This window comes from Mariniflexile sp. TRM1-10 (genome assembly GCF_003425985.1).
Lineage (GTDB): Bacteria > Bacteroidota > Bacteroidia > Flavobacteriales > Flavobacteriaceae > Mariniflexile.
In genome coordinates, this window is the sequence record NZ_CP022985.1 from 3,322,709 (window position 1) to 3,342,018 (window position 19,310).

Consider the following 19,310-nt stretch of genomic DNA (forward strand, 5'->3'; position numbering starts at 1 on the left):
TCACTACTTTTTAAAGTATTTAAAAGGGACAAACAACATCCCAAAACATTCACCTTCTTCTTTGTTAATATGCTTGTGGTGCATTTTGTGTGCACGTCTTACGCCTTTGGCATACCAATTATTGGCATTTCTAAATAGTTTAAACCGTTGGTGTATAAAAATATCGTGTACCAAAAAGTACGATAAACCATAGGCAAAAATACCAACACCAATAGGTAAACCAGCCCAAAAAATATGATACTTCCATAATAAAAAGCAACCAATACTTATGACGGCATAAAAAACAAAAAAAGCATCGTTGCGCTCAAACCAACTATCGTGGTCTTTTTTATGGTGATCTTTATGCAAACTCCATAAAAAACCATGCATCACATATTTATGGGTAAACCACGCCATAAATTCCATAAAGCAATAAGTTGCTAAAAAAATAAGGATCCAAAGTACTGTTTGCATGTTATAAATTTACATTAAATTTAATTGATACTTTACATAGCTTCTCATTAAGAGCTCTACTTTTTTTGGATTAGAAACGCGTATTCTAGCATTTCTAATTTGTAGAGCGGGGGTTTTTTTTAGTTTTTTTAATAATTGCTTGTAGTATCTATAAGCCATAAAAACGCCAAATTTAGCTTCTATGGGTAGCTTTTTAATGCCACTCAATCCTTTTTCAAAATCGCTTACAATATCATTAATGATGTGTTGTTTTGAGGTTTCATCTAAATTATTTAAGTCCACATTTGGAAAATAACTTCTATTTAATCCGTCAAAATCTGCTTTTAAATCCCTTAAAAAATTTACTTTTTGAAATGCAGAACCCAATGCCATGGCAGTATCTTTTAGGTCGTTGTATTTATCGTTATCGCCTTTTACAAATACTCTTAAGCACATAAGCCCAACCACATCGGCAGAACCATAAATATAATTTTTATATTCTTCGTTTGTTAAGTATGCGGTTTTGTGTAAATCTAAACGCATACTATGCATAAAGGCATCGACTAGTTTTTTGTCAATGTTATATTTATGAAATGTGTATTGAAATGAATTTAAAATTGGATTTAAACTAATTTTATCTTTTAAAGCAAGTTCTAAATCTTCAGAAAATCTATTGAATAAGACTTCTTTGTTGTAATCGTGGAATGAATCAACAATTTCATCGGCAAGTCTTACAAAGCCATAAATGTTATAAATATCATTTTTTATAGATTTATATAACATGTTGGTAGCTAACGAAAACGATGTGCTATACGTTTTTGTTATATTTTTGCTGCAACTATGCGAAACGGTGTCGAAAAGTGATTTCATCTGTTTGTTTTTATTGTTTTTTAAAGGTCATATGGTATCGTTTTATTCCTATTTGGTGTTTGTTTATAGACACTTGTAGTTAAGCGATTTTATGGTTGATGGTGTTTTATAACTAAATCTGCTACTAGTTTTCCTGAAATCAAGGATGGTGGAACACCTGGACCGGGAACGGTTAATTGACCCGTAAAAAATAAATTTTTCACTTTTTCACTTTTCAATTTGGGTCTTAAAAATGCTGTTTGTGTAAGCGTATTAGCCATCCCATAGGCATTTCCTTTGTATGAATTGTAATCTTTTATAAAATCGTTAATGCAAAAGCTTTCCTTAAATATTACTTGATTTTTTAAACTTTGAGACGTTAAATTTTCAAAGCGGTCTATAATTTTGTTGAAATAGATTTCACGTAGCTCTGGAGTGTCTTCCAAACCTGGTGCAAGCGGAATTAAAAAAATACCAGCCTCTTTTCCTTTTGGAGCTACACTATCATCTGTTTTACTTGGGAAACTGGCATAAAACAATGGGTTTTCTGGCCATTTTGGATTATCATAAATAGCTTCTGCATGGCTATCAAAATCAACATCAAAAAATAAAGTATGATGATTTACATTGATTAGTTTTTTATGGAAACCCACATAAAAAAGTAAGGAGGAAGGCGCAAAGGTTTTTTTGCTCCAATACATTTCGGAGTATTGTCTGTACGGTTTCTCCAATAAAGTTTCTGTGTGGTGATAATCGGCACCGCTTACTATAATATCACTTTTATATGTTGTTCCGTTAGAAATAATTCCAACTGCTTTACCATTATTTATGATGATTTTATCGACAGGACTTTCTGTTTTTATGGTAACGCCAAGTTCCTTTGCCAATGTTTCAATCGCTAAAATGACTTGATACATGCCTTTTTTAGGATGAAATGTGCCAAGACCAAAATCGGCGTAATTCATAAAGCTATAAAATGAAGGGGTGTCACTTGGTTTGGCACCTAAAAATAGCACGGGAAATTCAAGGATTTTTACTAATCTATCATTTTTAAATGCTTTTCTAACATCCTTTTTTATAGTACTAAAAAACTGATTTAATTTTTTAATGGTTGCTGGGGTTACTAATTCTAAAGGTGAAACGCCCGGGTTGTAAACTAAGTCTTTAATGGCAATGTCATAATTGCTTTTAGCTTTTTCAATAAATGTATTTAGTTTTCTGGCGCTGCCTTTTTCTTCGTTTTCAAAAGCTATTTTTATTTTATCAAGAGTATCTTCAATGGTAATAAAATCATCCTTCCCAAAATAGACGCTATAAGCAGGATTTAATTTTTCCAATGAATAATAATCTGAAGGTTTTTTGTTGAAGTCTGAAAAAAAGCGTTCAAAAACATCAGGCATCCAATACCATGTCGGACCAATATCAAAAACAAATCCCTCTTTTTTTAGTTGTCTTGCCCGACCACCAATCGTGCTGTTTTTTTCAAACATGGTAACATGATAGCCCGCTTTAGCTAAGTAGCAAGAAGCAGCTAAAGATGAAAACCCCGAACCTATTATAAAAATTGTTTTCTTCATTTTGTTTAACAAATGTAATAAAAAGTTAAACAAAAAAATGAATGTTTATAAATCTTTAACTAAATTTTCGATGGATTTATGGATTGTAATATTTTTTGGAAGTTCGTTATTGCTATAATTATTTAGTTTTTGACCCAGTAACAGCAACTTTGTGCTATTGTTGTTTAGAAGTAAATTGCTAAAATCTTTTAGATAAGCAGTAATATTTTCTTCTTCAGGATACACCGTAAAGTAAGATACGAAGCAGATGTCGTTGAAAAAATTAAAGAGCTCTTTTAAGCTTTCCATAGGAACACTTTCTCCTAAAAAAATGGTATGGTAGCCTTTACTTCTTAATTGATAATTAATAAATAATAAACCGATGTCATGTACTTCGTGTTGTGGTAAGAACAATACAAAGGTTTTTGTGTTTGGTTGAGGGTTTAAACTTTGTAGTTTTTCAATATTTAAAAGGATTTTTTGTTTTATAAGTACCGATATAAAATGTTCTTGAGCAGGCGTAATGGTGCTTGTTTGCCATAATAAGCCTATGTCATTTAGTAGGGGAAGAAATGTATTGTAGAATATATTTGAAAATGAATTGGTTGCAAGCAGGCTGCTATATGTATTGTAAAAAAGCACTTGATCAAAATTAATCATGGCGATTTTAAAAGCATTAATAGCATAATCTTCTGCTTTTCCTTTTAAAGCCAATTCTTTAACTTTGGTAGCGATTTCTTCTTCTTTTAGCTCAGCAATTCTTGAAATTTTTAAACCATTGTTGTTTAAATATGACACGTTAAGCAACTTTTTAAAACTTTCAAGGCTGTAGTTTCTAATGTTGGTGTCCGACCTGTTTGGAGTAAGTAAGTTATAGCGTTTTTCCCAAATCCGTATAGTATGTGCCTTGATACCAGTAAGATTTTCAAGATCTTTAATGCTGAAGTTAATCTTGATATTGTTCATTGATAACTATTTAAAGTTAAACAAAAATATATGGAACATTTGATTAAATCAACAAAAAGAGAAGGTTTTAATATTTTAATGAAGAAAAGTGCGCACGAGAAGACTCGAACTTCCACATTCTAAGCGAATACCAGCCCCTCAAGCTGGCGCGTCTACCAATTCCGCCACGTGCGCAAAATGAACTTTAATATGATTTGAAATATTTCAAATTAACTTTTGACGGTGCAAATATAGTGATTTGGGTCTTACCTTAAATTAGTTTTTTTTGGAATATTAGCTATTGCTTCTAAAAGACAGTTTTACTGCTAAATGGAATTGTTTAAAAATAAAAAACCACACCTTATTGTAAAATGTAGTTTTTTATATGTTATCTTTTAATGATTTTAAAATGATTAATTTCTACCTGCCATTACGCCACCATCTACGTTATAAACAGCACCTGTTACCCAAGATGCTTTCTCTGAAAGTAAAAAAGTGATTACGTTGGCTACATCATCAGCGTTTCCAACCCTACCGATTGGGTGAAAATTATTAAAAGTGTCTAGTGTTTCAGCAACTTTTTCTGGTTCAATAAAACCTTCGTAAATAGTTGTTCTTACAACTGCTGGCGAAACTGCATTTACACGAATGTTGTATTGAGAAAGTTCCATTGCCAAATGCTGTGTCAAGGAATGTAAACCCGCCTTTGCCATTGAATAGGCTGTTGATGGCGTTGCAGCAACCGACTGACTTGCCCACATGGAACCAATATTAACAACAGAACCCTGTTTGTGTTCTATCATATTTTTTACGACTTGTTGTGTAATAAAAAAAGTTGCTTTGTTAAGGTCAAGGTATTTGTCATAGTCTTTGGAAGTGTGTTCTAAAAAGGATTTCGGAACAAAAACACCAACGGCATTCACAAGTAAATCTGTTTGTCCAAGCGATTTTACAAAGTCAATAGCTTTGTTTACCTCTTCCCACTTTGTGAGGTCCGCTTTAAAAGTTTTAACTTCTCCGAAAGTGGAAAGTTCTTTTTTAGCTTGTTCAATTTTGATGTCTTGATGACCAATAATGGCTACCCACTTTGTACCTTGTTGTAATAATTGTTTTGCAGTTTCTTTTCCAATTCCACTGCTTCCTCCCACAATTAGGGCTGTTTTGTTGTTAAATTGATTTTCCATTTTGAGTATTTTTAGAAATTTGCTCTCTAAGACTCAAAAATTGAAAAAAGATGCAAAAAAAATCACGAAATATTTTTAAGTTGCTTTTTCTCCGCTTGAAGTTCTTTGCATTGTGGCTTAATATCAAAGCTTATCATTTCACCTTTTTCGTCAAATGCTACGTTGCAACATTCTAAAAAACGTTCTTTGAGTTTTACTCTGCCTCTTTGAATTCGTGATTTTGTATTTGGTAATGTTAAGTTTAGTTTTTCGGAAATCGTTTTTTGTTCAATGCCTTCAAGGTCATACATATAAAGCGGAATAGCGTATTTGTCTGGCAGTAAATTCAAAAGCGCTTTGATATATTCTGAAGCTTCACCAAGTAGAGATTGTTCATTTTGTTCATGTTGAGGGTCCATGTCAAAAGGAATGGTTTTATTAACTTTTTTGTAGTAGTCAATAATTGTGTTTTGCGTTATTTTATAAAGCCAAGATTTTAAATGCAGAACCGTTTTTCCTTTTGAGCAAAATTGGTAACTTTTCAATAAAACGTCTTGAAGAATATCATTTGCATCATCATTGTCGGCTACTCTTTTTTTTATGTAACCAAGTAATGATGCTTTGTATTCTTCCCAAATTTCAAATATGTTACAGTCGTTCATTTTGTTGTGTCTTGCGAGGTTTAAAGTGGTTTGGCAGAGTTGCAGCCAACTAGTTTATAGGTCTGATTTTATCTATCCTACATGTCTAATTTAAACAGATAGCTCGGATAAATACCTCCTTTTTTATGACAACAAAAATAGGGATAAATAATTATAAATCATCAAGCGGACTTTTTACCTGTTGTAAACTTATCATGTTTACATGGGTATATATTTCAATAGTTTTACTACTACTGTGTCCAAGTAATTCTTGAATGTAACGCAAATCGGTACCTTTTTCTAACATATGGGTGGCATAACCAGTAAAAAGTAACGTTTTTTTTGTAAAGCTTGGTTTTAAACATTAACAGATCCCTTTGTTTGGACAAACCCCTATCTAACAAAAAGACACCCGAACCGTTGTCGAACAAAACCTGCTGGCTTTTATCATCTGACGTCAATCATGTACTATTCCCATTCTTAATAAAAGTGGAAATCTAACTTCTCTTCTTAGCTCAAAACCCCAATTTTTTTCAATATCAGAACGTAATTGATCAGTTGGATTAAATCCATTTTTTTTAATAAAATGTTTCACTGCCGACCAAGTATTTATGTAACCTATTACATGTTCGGCTGTCCAGTAAATCCTATTAGTAAATTCTGGTGTTTTTATTTCATCAAAGGGAAATGGAATAGTTTGATAATGTTCGTCAATATAATTTCGCTCTTTGTCCCAATAAGCCCCTATAGTATTGTTATAAAATTCCGTAATGACAGCATCTATTTTTTCTGATATTTGTAACCTTCCATACCCAATGACGCAAATCAGGGCATTGTGTTTTGCGGTTCGCCTCACCTCTTTATAAAATTTTTGAAAGTCAAACCAATGAATAGCTTGGGCTATTGTAATTAAGTCAAATTGCTTTGCTTCAAAATTCGTATTTTCTGCTGGTTGAATGGAATAGACGATGTTATCTGCTTGAATGGCATGGCTTATTTGTGTCTGGCTAATGTCTGTTGCATGTACTATGTTGAATGTTTTTGCCAATTCAAAGGCTACTTGCCCGTTTCCCGTTCCACAATCCCAAGCTTTGTTTTTGCATCGTAAAATGCTGTTTAAATAGCTATAAAAATCTGAAGGATATTGAGGCCTATATTTTTTATAGCTATCGGAATGAAGGGAAAAATTATCTTTCATATGTCTGTTTCTTCATAATTTAGGTTATTAATTTTAATAACTTTATAATGATAGACTATTGGCTCGTGGTTCGCCACTTGTTCAGACTTTCCTTAATCTCCTTTAATATTGCTACGAAGTCACAGACTTATCATAGCTATTAGGTAACCTATTTATTTGTCAATTTCTATTTTTAGTTCCTCCATTTTCTTTTCAGTCATAGTAGCTGTTTTTGACATTCCATTTATTAATTCAAATGTCAATGTCAAAGCTATTTTTGAATCTAAAGCCATTTTGGTTTCATGAAGAATATGTGTTAATGCATTTATTGCAATTTGTAAAGATTTCTTATTGCTCTCTAAATTAATATTTTTTTCAAAATACTTCCTTGATTCATATCCAGCTTGAAGAGGTAAAAGGAAGGGCTTATTGTCAATAGGTATAGTTAGATTTATATTTCCCCATTCTAATTCACCGACATTTTGAGCATAACTTTCAAAAATCGAAATTAATGTTGGGAAATTTTTAATGTCAAATTTTGGGACTATTTTATTTCTTATTGTCCCAAAAACAGATTCCGAAGGTAAGTCATTCCAATTTTCTACAATGTTAGGACCTACAAGTAGTTCATTTATTTTATCTGAAAAAACTGCTGCACCTGGTTCAAATTCATGTTCATGAATCGAGAATTCATTAGCTACTTCTATACAGCGTTCAGCAGCTATAGTTGAAATTAAGCAAATTGCATCCTCAACTCTAACTCCATTTTTTGTTTGAATACTGTCATAAACAAAATTCACTAATTTTTTTGTCAGCTTTTCGTCTGTTGGTTTTGAGCTAAAAAAATCAAATATTCCCATAGTTTGTTTCTAATGTTTTATAACAGCCATATAGCTGGCCGTACCGGCCATACGATCTTAGTTATTGGCAGTCGTTTTTTATCACCATTTTCCGTAGAAAGATGAAATGTCAAAATAATAAGAAACTTCTTGTCCGTCTGCATTTTTGAATCTTAATTCGTCATATGGTTTTCCTTTATGTTCAAGTAGAGATTGTCCCAAAAGTTCACAGTCGTGACAATTTTTTCTAGCATACTCGTATTCCTCTGCAATGCTTTTTACTTTTATTGCATTTTCAATTGATAAACCATCTTTAGCAGAATCCTTTGATTTTGTGTCTGAAACTCGGGTGTCTATAAAAGTATAATTCTTATCCTCAAACTCAACTTCAGTATTTATCATTTCAAATTTAGCTTGGTCTTTATTAAGTAAAACATACTTATAAGTGTCTGTTTCATCAGAGTTTTCATGATACTCAAAAAATAATTTTCCTTTAACCCACCAATTTCCTTTTTCTATTAACTCCTCTGTTTCGCCTTCATAAGTGGTTTTAAAATTTAAAATAAAAGTACCATCATCACTTCTTGTCATCTGCCAATCTTTTTTTAAACCTTGTACTTGTTTATCGGTTTCAGAGCCTTCCCAAATTCCGACAAGATTTTTGTCAATTTGTTTTCCATTAGATAAAGTTTTTAAGGATGAGCAAGAACTCAAAGTTAAAGTCACAACTGTAATAACTGTAAATAGATTTTTAATTTTATTCATTTCTTTTAATTAAAAATTACGGCCAATGTGTTTGGCTATGGTTTCGTTGCTTGAAAATCCTCAAGGATTTTCCGCCGTAAACCAAATGTAGTAAAAATACATGGAATTTTATGCTGAAAATTCCGAAGGAAGGAACCATAGTCTTTATTAAATCGATTCAGTCAAAAGGACGTTCATGTTCGATCGTACTAAACATGCGAATACTTAGTTATTCTACACCGTTTTTTCCGTTCTATTATTCCGAATTAACTTTATCAATTTTATGATTCCATATACGATTAAATGGAAAACAGGAAAGATAAATCCGTAAAACAAGACGACTAACGAGCCACCACCACTAAAATTCTCTTTGTCACTGAAAACATAACTCATTAGTCCAGCATAAAGGGAATAAAAGATTAAATGATACCAAAACTCCTTCTTTTTTGATGTAAAGAATAAACCATATAAAATTAGGGTAAAAGTAATTCCATAAATGAAATATAACATCGAAAATTCACTATCTGTTGGAATCATTTAGTTGCGTTTTTCAAGTTCCGTTTCTAATTCAATTCTGTTTTTTTTAATCATTCATCTCGTATCCTTCCCCTAATTATAATTCTTTTACAATCCTTCAATTATTGGTTTCTCAAAGTTAACCCATGTCTCATACCCCTTATCATTTAAATGAACGCCATCTTTGGTCAGTTCCTTTATTAATTCACCATTTGTATCTACAAACTGATCATAGAAATCAATAACCTCATAATAACCTTTTACCTCATTTTTTCTAATCATTTTATTTACCAAAAGAATATCTTCTTTCAGATACTCTCTTCGAGTGGGTAAAAGTGTACGCACATAAACCTTCGTAACTGGTGATTTACGATGAATTATTTTTGCTATTTTCAATATATTTTTTCCTATATATTCGGGCGATGGAACAACTTTATCATAATTTAGATCAGGATTACCTTCTTCGTGATGAAGGCTAAACAAGTCATTAATTCCAATTAGGATAAATACAGCTTTTGGTTTAAAATAGGTGATTTCATTTAAACGTTTTAATACACCATCAGTAACATCTCCGGCAATTCCCCGGTTACGAATAGGCGCTTTTCCGAATTTCCCACTCCAATCGAGCCCGCCTTCTGTAATACTGTTACCAATAAATACAATTTCCCCAAACTCCAGAGGTTCCTTTTTAAACGCTTGAATACGTTTTGGGTAATAGTTTTGTGTCCAGTTGTTGTGATAACGGGATACGACTTTTTTTGTTGGAAATAATCTTGTTAGTTCTTTAGTTGAAAGTTGGGATGATTGTCCAAAAGTGTTGATACTTAATACCATCAAAAATAGGACTGAAAATAATTTTGTCATAATTCAAATTTAGTGATTTCTATGTAACCATGTCTAAATAAAACGATATGCTAAGCGAAGTTTAAAACGTCGTTTATTTAAAAACATTACGACTTATTGTAAAATGTAGTTTCTTATGTATACTTACTTTTCCTTTGATATTGCTGCGAAGTCACAGACTTCGAAGATCCAGAACCAAGTAATTATTTTTGCATTGTGTTGGTAAATCGTTTTTTATTTTTCTTTTATTTCAATTGTTATTTCTTCTTCCTCAAAATCGTCTAAATTTATAGTCGGAATGTTTTTTTCTTCTTCAGTTCTTAAGTCGGGACAATTTTTTAACTCAGCCCTTTTTTTAAATTCCGATATAGTTTTCTTTTTCCAAGAATCTAAATTTGTAGAATCAATTTTATCAAAGTCAAATTCCGCTTTATTCAGTTCCATTTTGTCCCAAGTATAAGAGCTTTTTAAAACAATTCTATCTTTGGTTTTAGATAAGACAATCAATGTGTCATTGTTTATCATAAGTCGATTAACAGAAGAGTCAAAGTCCGAAAGAATAATTCCGTTGTCTATTTGTTTAACTTTATGAATCCAAATAATGTCAGATTTACTTGAAAGCATAATTGTGTATTGGTCAGTTATTTTATATTCATAATAACTTCCATCTTTGTTGCATTTATACCAAGTTCCAACTATTTCTTTTTGACAAGATGTCTGAAAAATTAAAAGGAAAAAAGCAAATATAATTTTCAGGTATTTCATTTTCAAATGTTTGCCAACAATCGTTTAACCACAATAAATAGCCGCACCATTGTAGTTATACTGTTTATGTATGCAATATATTACTTTTTAGTAAGGTATTTAAAAATAAAAAACCACATCTTAGTGTAAAATGTAGTTTCTTATATATGCTTACTTTTTCTTTTATATGCTACGAAGTCACAGATTTCTCAGAGTCTGGCGTGTGTAGTCTGTGTCTTTGAACTATTTTTCCGCAATTTCTTTGAGCTTATCCAAAGCCTTTGGAAAAGTCTTGTTGAAAAAATCAATATAGTCTTCCATTGAATCTACATCTACTGTTACGGTTGTCACTCCGTTGTTTTCTTCAAAAGAGTAATTTTCCAATCCGCCTGCCCATTTTTCAACTTCAGCACCTTCGGTAATTTCATTTTCACCGTCTAAAATTCCGTAATGGCGAATGGAAACAAACCGGAATGGCATGTTGTCCGCAATTTCAGATACCATTCCACCCCGTTTACCATTTTTATCCGTTCCGATAAAGTAGATTTTTGCCCCCTTTTCCCAGCTTCCTTCATAAGTTGAGGTTGGATTAAATTCGGATGTCCATTGCTCGTATGTTTTAATATTGTTAATGCCAAGCATAGTATTGTAAACCTTCTCAGCAGATGCGTTAATGTCTTTCTTGAATTGTAGTTTTTTCATGATCTATGTATTGGTTAAAATTTTTGGTTCTGTGGTATGTTGATTAATTGTCTTTTTACAATGCACGCCAACAACCACATAACCACAATAAATAGTAATTCAATTGTAGTTATATCATATATATACGAATATAATAAAAAATCCACCTACAAAAAACAAAAGATATTTTAAAAATGTAGGCACTATAGCAGTCTTATTTCACACGTATTCGCCCTTTGTTCGGACAAACCCCCATCTAACAAAAATACACCCGAACCAGAGACGAACAAAACCCGAACAAAATCTTATAGATGTTACTCTTCTTTAATATTGATATGAATTCTGTGACTTGAAAAGAGGGTTCAGTCAAAAGGACATTCATGTTAGGTCGCACCGACCACTCGGACGCTTAGTTATGGGCAATAGTTTTTATTTCCCATCTGGTTTTGGTGGAGCAGGAGGGATTTCCGTACTATTCATTCTTTCTTTATATTCTTTTTTTAATATTTGGTCTGTTTTTGTTTTTATTTGGACAACTTTTGAATTCGGATTTTCAGTATGAAAATAAAGGTCAATTTGAAACCTTGCTCTAGTTTTGTCAGAATAACGGCATCGGAATATATTATAACCTTCGTCAAAAACAATCACGTCAGAAAACATAGTTGAGTTTTTGAATTTTTCAATTTCCGCTACACAACTTTTAAGTTTCTTATGTATGTCATTATTGATATTATCAAAATATTGTAGAATGGATTCATCATTATTTTTTTGTAAAGCAACAATGATTTTAACAGTAGTTTTTCTTTGATTCTCAAGGATTTCTTTTTCAGAATAGTTTTTAGTTTGTCCGAACGAAAAGAAACAGGTTATTAATATTAGAAATGTTAATCTTATCTTATTCATTTTCTCAAATTATTGCCAACATGTTTGTGTAAAGTTGCATGTTTTTAGGCGAGGATTTTCCGAAGGAAAATCAGAAGCCAGCAAACGGGCAACTAACTTTGGATTAGCTAAAACTAACAATTTTTTATACTCGGTGTTGAATTTCAATATCATTTCTAATAACTTTATAAGAACCTTGAAATACATATTCAAATAATGGTTTTTTAGACTCTTTGCAAAGTAGAAAATCCTTCAATGTTGAATAAAAATCATTTGAAAGGAAATCATCCTTAAAGTCAGTCAGTAAATTATTGTCGAATTTGTGCAATGTTTCAGTTTTCTCAAATTCTACCTCGATAATTTTTAAATTATTAGATTGATTTTTATATGATAGTCCATAAATTCCAATCAAGTATATCATACAGTCTTTTAAATTTCCAAAAAAGTAACTTGATTCAAATCTATTTGGTAATGCAACTGATTTTGAAGTTCTAATTAAATCTTGTCTGACTTTTTCTAAAATGTAATAAGTAAAATATCTGAATTCAGATTCGAGTATAAAATTTTGAGATTTAATTTCTCTTTTAATATTCCTTAAATCATTTTTCAGTCTATTTCGAGTAAATACTATTATCTCTTGAGATTTTAATTTCAGCCAAATTTGTTTAATTGATATTTGATGATATTCAGAGCAATCATAAATTAAATCGAAAAGGTTATTTAAGTCAGACAATCTCTTTATCATATTACCGTCGATTCGATTGGCGGTATTAATAATTGCTCCATTTTCAGGAATGTTTGAAACAACTTTGTAATAATATTTATTGCTTTTATTCAATTTGAAATTACTGTACTTTTCAGCTTGTTGCCAACATCTATATAACCACAATAACAGCATCACTATTGTAGTTATATCGTTTATGTATGCAATATATTACTTTTTAGTAAGATGTTTAAAAATAAAACACACACCTTATTGTAAAATACAGTTTCTTATAGATGCTTACTTTTTCTTTTATATTGCTACGAAGTCACAGAATGCATAGCCTGGGTTTAGCTAAAACTAGCAATTTTTTATATACTGTGTTCAAGGCGTTCATGTTTGGCCTTACCGACCACACAAACCTAGTTATTACCTGCTGGTTTTTAATTCTGTTTGCTTTTTGAAAATCAGATACATAGACCAAAGTAATAATATTCCAAAGCCTAAAAACATTGTTATTGTTTGATATGAACTGAATTCATCAATTTTTATGTCTATAATTGGCGAAACAAAAAAGTAAATTACATTATATGTGATGTGAGAAAAAATGCTTAACCAAATATTTAGTGTTCTAAGATAAACATAACCAATTATTAGGCCACCGAGAAAAGTTGTTAGGAAACCAGAATCGCTAAATGTATGTGCAAGTCCAAAAATTAAAGCAGAAATCCAGAGTGCTTTAGAAAAACCTTTAGAATTGAAGATTTCTTGAGCAATTATCCTACGACAATAGAGTTCTTCTAATAGGCCCCAAGCAATTATAAATCCAATTAATAGAACTGATTCAGATATTGTTCGATTAACTTCGCCAGTCCAATCCCAACCCATTAATTTATAGTTTAGTAAAAGAATAAAGTAGTCAAAGATAAAAAGACCGATAATTCCAATTATAATTGGAAAGAGATATTGAATTTTGAAGTTTGAATTTTCTTTTTTTGGAAGTAAGTTTGGATTAAATTTAATTAAGAAAAAACCAGCAATAATAATGGATAATATTTTAACAATTCTTATTGTCCAATAGTCTATAAGACCAGAAGAAAATTTAAATCCAAGAAGCAAAATAAATAAACTTAAAAATAAATTTAGATAAAGGTTTTTAGTCATATTTTAATCAGTATTCAATTAATTTTCTGAGCATTTTTTTCAACTTGCAGGTAACAACCACATAACCACAATAAGCAATTCAATTGCAGTCACATCATCTACATCTCTACGAATATAATAAAAGTCCACCTACAAAAAACATAAATGGCATTTAAAAAAAGAATAGGCGGTACAGCAGTCTTATTTCACATTTGTTCACCCTTTGTTCGGGCAACCCTCCATCCAACAAAAATACACCCGAACCAGAGACGAACAAAACCCGAACAAAACCCCTACTTTTTTGGGCACTTGTGTCAATATGTTTCAATATGTGTCAATATGTGTCAAGGATAGCATAAAAAAAAGACCCAATTATTTTATAACTGGGCCTGATTTGAGTTTGGTTCTCGATACCATCCCGATAAAAAAAATCGGAATCACTCGAACTGATAAGTAGTGTTTTAAATATAAATGCGTTTAGTCTTCTTCTAAAGCCGTTAATTCAGCAATTTTACAAATGACTTGGGTCGCTTTTATCATGCTTTCAACAGGGACATACTCGTAGCGTCCGTGAAAGTTATGTCCGCCAGCAAATATATTAGGGCAGGGGAGGCCTTTATAGCTTAATTGTGAGCCGTCAGTGCCACCACGAATGGGTTTGATTATAGGTTCAATATGTAGTTGTTTCATGGCTTCTTCGGCAATACCTACAATATGCATGACAGGTTCTATCTTTTCTCTCATATTGTAGTATTGGTCTTTTATTTCAACACGAATAACTTCCCTTCCGTATTGCTCGTTTAGCTCGTTGGTTAACTTGTCCATGACGGCTTTACGTGCTTCAAAATGTCCAAAATCGTGGTCGCGAATAATGTATTCCAAAACAGTTTCTTCTACGTCGCCTTTTATGGCGTATAAATGAAAAAAACCTTGATATTCATCGGTATGCTCGGGTGTTTCAAGACGTGGTAATGAGTTGATAAATTCTTGGGCAATGTACATGGAGTTTACCATTTTACCTTTGGCATAGCCTGGGTGTACTATTTTGCCTTTCACTTTTACAACAGCACTGGCGGCATTGAAATTTTCATATTCCAGTTCGCCTATTTGACTGCCATCCATAGTGTATGCCCAATCGGCTCCGAATTTTTCAACATCAAATTTATGGGCACCTCTGCCTATTTCTTCATCGGGAGTGAAACCCACTTTAATAGTGCCGTGTTTAATTTCAGGATGGTTGATTAAATATTCCATAGCCGTCACAATTTCGGTAACGCCCGCTTTATCATCGGCACCTAATAAGGTCGTGCCATCTGTAGTGATTAGGGTTTGCCCTTTATATTGGAGTAAATCTTCAAAATAATCGGGAGACAGTATGATGTCTTCCGCTTCATTTAAAACAATATCCTTCCCATTATAATCCTCAATAATTTGAGGGTTTACGTTAGCACCCGTAAAATCGGGCGAGGTATCAAAATGCGAAATAAATCCAATAGTTGGCACAGCATGCGATACATTGCTAGGTAATGTAGCCATAATATAGGCGTTTTCATCAATACTAACATCCTGCATGCCTATGGTTTTTAGTTCTTCGGCAAGTTTGTTGGCCAAATCCCATTGCTTGGCAGTGCTGGGCGTGGTGTTTGATGTAGGATCCGATTCGGTATCGATAGTAACGTAACTTATAAAGCGCTTAATGATGTGTTCTTTTGAAATCATTTGAAATGAATTTTAAAGTGTTAAGGTAAGATATTTTGAAATTTGAGTGTGAACTCGTTTAAACTTTTTATAATTGGCTAAAAAATTGTCCTTTTACACTCGCTTTTTGCCTTTTTCTCCTTCCGTAGCCCTGCTATGCAACTCAAAAAAGCCTTCAACCGAGCATAGGGCGGAGCGTAAAAATAACCCAGTGGGTTATTTTAGCGAACGAGCCAGCTGGCGCAGGGTTAAATTTTCGCTTTAATCAAAAAAGTTTAAACGAGTTCTATGATAATCAAATAACCTTTTGAGGTTCAAAAGTACGATTATTAATTTTTTTGCTTTTGGAAAGGCCGATTTTTTATTTACAATATTTAGAAGTACTTTTGCATAAATAATACAGATGTACAAATTACTACTTCGCCCGTTATTTTTCTTGTTCGACCCTGAAAAAATTCACCATTTTACGTTTTCATTAATAAAATTCAGCTCTAAAATCCCAGGTTTTGCTGCTGTTTTTAGAAGTTTATATGTTGTGAATGATAAGCGGTTGGAACGAAACGTATTCGGACTTACTTTTAAAAACCCAGTGGGGTTAGCAGCAGGATTTGATAAAAATGCGGTGCTGTATAACGAACTGGCAAACTTTGGATTTGGCTTTATTGAAATAGGCACCGTCACACCCAAAGCACAAGCAGGAAATCCTAAAAAGCGTTTGTTCCGATTGAAAGACGACCAAGGTATTATTAACCGAATGGGGTTTAATAACGAAGGTCTTGAAGCGGCTATAACCCAATTAAAATCCAACAAAGGCAAACTGATTATTGGTGGGAATATTGGAAAAAATACCAACACGAAACCCGAAGATTATACTAAAGATTACCTAGAATGTTTTAATGCGCTGCACCCTTATGTAGATTATTTTGTACTGAATGTAAGTTGCCCAAATGTGGGAAGTCATGCCAAACTAAACGACAAAGAATATTTGGAAGAATTGATTGGAGCCGTACAAAAAGCAAATCTAAGTTTTAACAAGCAAAAGCCCATTCTTTTAAAAATCGCTCCTGACTTAAACAACATCCAATTGGATGAAATTATAGACTTGGTTGCTACCACCAACTTAGATGGTGTTATAGCCAGTAATACATCCACCGACAGAACGGGTTTAAAAGCCTCAAATGAGCAATTGGAAGCCATTGGAAACGGCGGATTAAGTGGACAGCCTATTAAAGATAAAAGCACGCAGGTGATTAAATATCTAGCGGATAAAAGCAACAGAGCCTTCCCAATCATAGGGGTTGGAGGCATTCATTCTGCCGAAGACGCTTTAGAAAAAATAGCAGCAGGTGCCGATTTAGTACAAATTTACACGGGGTTTATTTACGAAGGACCTAGTTTGGTAAAAGCGATAAATAAAGCGATTCTAAAAGGCTAATGCTTCTTGTTTGTTTACAATTGGGACTTCGACAAGCTCAGTCTGACACTTGAGTACTAAATTGACTTTAAATTATAATCAAAATTCGTTATAAATTAAATTTCCTCAATTTCACACAACGGATTAATAATTAGTTGTTTATATATTGTAAAAATAGAAAAGTAAATCAATTTGTTGTCCTTGAGTCTATAGTCTATTTTCTTTAGTCTATTATCTTTTAGCAAAACAGTCTTGTTTCTTTTAGCAAAGCGGTCTTGAATCTTGAATCTTTGAATCGAACACTAATGATTTCCAATGTCTTCGACTACACTTAAACTGATATTTGGATTTTTGTCAGATACTAAATCTTATTTTATAATCTTTTTGGTAACTGTAGAACCTTTGCTTCTAATGGTTAATAAGTACATACCTGAACTAAGATTGCCCACATGTATTTGCTTATTGATTAAGTTTCCGGTTAATACCGCGTTTCCGGTTAAATCGGTTAGATTATAACTGAGGGTTTCGTCCATATTTGGAGTGTTAACATACAGTATGTCGCCCGAAATGGGGTTGGGGTATACCTTAACAACCGCATCGGATATGGGCACGTCAATGGTTTTAATAAATACGTTGTCAATCGCAATGTCACCATCCCAATTATTGCCTCTAACAGCTCTAAAACGCACATTAATAGTTTGGTTTGTATAAGCTGATAAATCAATATCCTTTATTAAAAAAGCATCCTCTTGATGTTTTTGTTGGCTTCCAATAAGTGCGGGAATCACATCGTTTATGTAACCATCTTCCGTTTTAATGTCAATATGTAATTCGCCAATACCTTTTCCATACATGTGGTATGAAAATTCCAGCCCCGAATTTGGGTTTGTGATAGCCATACACGGTGAAAGTAATTCGGCAATGTCACCAGGTTGTGCACCCGAAGCTTCGGCATACATATAGGTATTGGATGGATTATTTGCTGTTTTGACCGAAGTAGGTCCTGTGCCGCTTGAAGTTGTTTCCCCTTTATTTAAAAGCCAGTTATAGCCATGCTCTGTGCTGTCTTTTACAGTCCAATTAACATCGCTTTGTAAACTGTAAGATTCAAAATCTTCATTAAAAAGTGATTCAGCATTACCGACTTTTATAAATTTTGAATAGGTTTTTTTTATAGTTCTGTGTTTGTTTGAAACGGTTAACGTGACATCATAAACCCCACTTGTAAAAGTATGCGACGGGTTTGGGATGGTATAATCAATCACACCATCACTATCCATATCCCATGCCCATGTGGTCATGTTTTCGGAACTGCTTTCAAAATTTACAGTTAACGATTCATCGCAAGTTTGACTAACATCTGCTGTAAAATTGGCATTAAACGACGGGCAAGCCAAATAGTTTTTAGCCGTAAGATAAAAGGCGTACATGCGCGCTAACTGTTGTTGCGAAAAGTGGGAACGACACCCTTTCTTGGCATAAGACATGATATTGCCTGTATCTGGAGTATAAGTGTTACCGTTAGCATCAGTTTCGGTTCCAATATACTGGCAAAAATTGTTAACGTTTTTGCTAGTTAATTTGGGGTCGGCAGGCGTGTCGCAAATACCATCGCCATCGGTTTCGCAATTGCTGCCATCTACCAATTCGGTGGTTTTTGTATCATCTGTTCCATGCGTGTGCATTAATGAGAAAAAATGTCCCATTTCATGTGCCAATGTAGAATCGTTGGTGACACAACTATTTTTCATAACAATCACATCATTTCTGCCTTCGTTATCAGCGTAACCGCAAATGCTCTCCTCCAATGCGTTTTCTATATTCTCTGCAAAGTATATATTTATTAACCCCGCAACATTGGTGGTCTCTATTAAGTTTTTTTCATCACCTTTCTTTAAATGGCAAAGGCTGTCTTGGTTAATGTAGTTAATGCCATCACATAAAAAGAATTCCATAAAAGCACCGGCATATAGGGTATTTAAATCGGAAATAGCCGTATTAAGATCTGCCTCACTAATACCTCCAGTTCCGTTGGAATTGCGAATAATATGCGCTTTAACAGGAATGGAATTCATGAGTTTTGTAGACGATACGCTTTTAGACAACCGCTTTTGCATAAAAGCCTGCTCATGGTTTTTAAGTTGCGGTTTTATGCTGTTATAAAATGCTGTGGATTCTTTTGTGGTAACGGTTCCGCATGAAACTGTTTCATTTTGGGCAACGGTATTTATGCCAAATGATAACAGTATAAATAATAAAAAAGTAGGTAATTTAGGTTTTAAAACATGCATTTGGGGAAAACATTTTTTCAAATGTATTCCTATTCGCTATTTCAGAACA

At 32.9% G+C, this 19,310-nt stretch carries 19 protein-coding genes and 1 tRNA gene; 1 reads left to right on the forward strand and 19 read right to left on the reverse strand.

The genetic code is table 11. The annotated features are described in order from the left end of the window. Nucleotides 1–3 precede the first annotated feature (3 nt). The 18 genes from CJ739_RS14055 to pepT form a co-directional block, all read right to left on the reverse strand. The gene (locus CJ739_RS14055) at nucleotides 4–453 is read right to left on the reverse strand and encodes a sterol desaturase family protein (RefSeq protein ID WP_117176403.1); all 450 of its coding nucleotides are present in this window, start codon (nucleotides 451–453) and stop codon (nucleotides 4–6) included. Between the two features lie 9 nt (nucleotides 454–462). Next, nucleotides 463–1,302: a phytoene/squalene synthase family protein gene (locus tag CJ739_RS14060; RefSeq protein WP_117176405.1), complete on the reverse strand. Its 840-nt coding sequence runs from the start codon at nucleotides 1,300–1,302 to the stop codon at nucleotides 463–465. Nucleotides 1,303–1,391: 89 nt separating this feature from the next. Continuing rightward, nucleotides 1,392–2,858: a bifunctional phytoene desaturase/3,4-desaturase gene (gene crtID / locus CJ739_RS14065; protein WP_117176407.1), complete on the reverse strand. Its 1,467-nt coding sequence runs from the start codon at nucleotides 2,856–2,858 to the stop codon at nucleotides 1,392–1,394. A 45-nt stretch (nucleotides 2,859–2,903) separates the two neighbouring features. Then, entirely contained in the window at nucleotides 2,904–3,803 is a 900-nt protein-coding gene (locus tag CJ739_RS14070) for a MerR family transcriptional regulator (RefSeq protein WP_117176409.1), read from the reverse strand. A gap of 89 nt (nucleotides 3,804–3,892) precedes the next feature. After that, nucleotides 3,893–3,977 (reverse strand) — tRNA-Leu (locus tag CJ739_RS14075). A gap of 218 nt (nucleotides 3,978–4,195) precedes the next feature. Next, nucleotides 4,196–4,966 (reverse strand): SDR family NAD(P)-dependent oxidoreductase, encoded by a 771-nt coding sequence (locus CJ739_RS14080; protein WP_117176411.1) that lies wholly within the window; start codon nucleotides 4,964–4,966, stop codon nucleotides 4,196–4,198. 62 nt (nucleotides 4,967–5,028) lie between these two features. After that, the gene (locus CJ739_RS14085) at nucleotides 5,029–5,607 is read right to left on the reverse strand and encodes a sigma-70 family RNA polymerase sigma factor (RefSeq protein ID WP_117176413.1); all 579 of its coding nucleotides are present in this window, start codon (nucleotides 5,605–5,607) and stop codon (nucleotides 5,029–5,031) included. 151 nt (nucleotides 5,608–5,758) lie between these two features. Next, complete coding sequence (locus CJ739_RS14090) at nucleotides 5,759–5,893, reverse strand: tyrosine-type recombinase/integrase (RefSeq protein WP_117176415.1); 135 nt, start codon at nucleotides 5,891–5,893, stop codon at nucleotides 5,759–5,761. A gap of 150 nt (nucleotides 5,894–6,043) precedes the next feature. Continuing rightward, nucleotides 6,044–6,784: a class I SAM-dependent methyltransferase gene (locus CJ739_RS14095; protein WP_117176417.1), complete on the reverse strand. Its 741-nt coding sequence runs from the start codon at nucleotides 6,782–6,784 to the stop codon at nucleotides 6,044–6,046. 152 nt (nucleotides 6,785–6,936) lie between these two features. Next, nucleotides 6,937–7,623: a hypothetical protein gene (locus CJ739_RS14100; protein WP_117176420.1), complete on the reverse strand. Its 687-nt coding sequence runs from the start codon at nucleotides 7,621–7,623 to the stop codon at nucleotides 6,937–6,939. 81 nt (nucleotides 7,624–7,704) lie between these two features. Further along, a complete protein-coding gene (locus CJ739_RS14105; RefSeq protein WP_117176422.1) occupies nucleotides 7,705–8,367 on the reverse strand; it encodes a hypothetical protein in 663 nt (220 codons plus the stop codon). Nucleotides 8,368–8,970: 603 nt separating this feature from the next. After that, nucleotides 8,971–9,726 carry a GDSL-type esterase/lipase family protein gene (locus CJ739_RS14115; protein WP_117176426.1) on the reverse strand — a complete coding sequence of 252 codons (756 nt, stop codon included), beginning with the start codon at nucleotides 9,724–9,726 and terminating at the stop codon, nucleotides 8,971–8,973. Nucleotides 9,727–9,939: 213 nt separating this feature from the next. Continuing rightward, entirely contained in the window at nucleotides 9,940–10,470 is a 531-nt protein-coding gene (locus CJ739_RS14120) for a hypothetical protein (RefSeq protein ID WP_117176428.1), read from the reverse strand. Nucleotides 10,471–10,692: 222 nt separating this feature from the next. Then, entirely contained in the window at nucleotides 10,693–11,151 is a 459-nt protein-coding gene (locus CJ739_RS14125) for an SRPBCC family protein (RefSeq protein ID WP_117176430.1), read from the reverse strand. 408 nt (nucleotides 11,152–11,559) lie between these two features. After that, nucleotides 11,560–12,033: a hypothetical protein gene (locus CJ739_RS14130; protein ID WP_117176432.1), complete on the reverse strand. Its 474-nt coding sequence runs from the start codon at nucleotides 12,031–12,033 to the stop codon at nucleotides 11,560–11,562. A 124-nt stretch (nucleotides 12,034–12,157) separates the two neighbouring features. Then, nucleotides 12,158–12,910: a hypothetical protein gene (locus CJ739_RS20380; RefSeq protein WP_162880220.1), complete on the reverse strand. Its 753-nt coding sequence runs from the start codon at nucleotides 12,908–12,910 to the stop codon at nucleotides 12,158–12,160. A 234-nt stretch (nucleotides 12,911–13,144) separates the two neighbouring features. After that, nucleotides 13,145–13,879, reverse strand: a complete 735-nt coding sequence (locus CJ739_RS14135; protein ID WP_117176434.1) for a CPBP family intramembrane glutamic endopeptidase — start codon at nucleotides 13,877–13,879, stop codon at nucleotides 13,145–13,147. A 456-nt stretch (nucleotides 13,880–14,335) separates the two neighbouring features. Continuing rightward, nucleotides 14,336–15,577 (reverse strand): peptidase T, encoded by a 1,242-nt coding sequence (gene pepT, locus CJ739_RS14140; RefSeq protein ID WP_117176436.1) that lies wholly within the window; start codon nucleotides 15,575–15,577, stop codon nucleotides 14,336–14,338. A gap of 382 nt (nucleotides 15,578–15,959) precedes the next feature. On the opposite strand from pepT, the gene CJ739_RS14145 reads away from it, so the two are divergent. Then, nucleotides 15,960–16,991, forward strand: a complete 1,032-nt coding sequence (locus CJ739_RS14145) for a quinone-dependent dihydroorotate dehydrogenase (protein ID WP_117176438.1) — start codon at nucleotides 15,960–15,962, stop codon at nucleotides 16,989–16,991. Between the two features lie 347 nt (nucleotides 16,992–17,338). Here the strand turns inward: CJ739_RS14145 and CJ739_RS14150 are convergent, their stop codons facing one another. Then, a complete protein-coding gene (locus tag CJ739_RS14150; protein WP_117176440.1) occupies nucleotides 17,339–19,261 on the reverse strand; it encodes a T9SS-dependent choice-of-anchor J family protein in 1,923 nt (640 codons plus the stop codon). Between the last annotated feature and the right edge of the window lie 49 nt (nucleotides 19,262–19,310).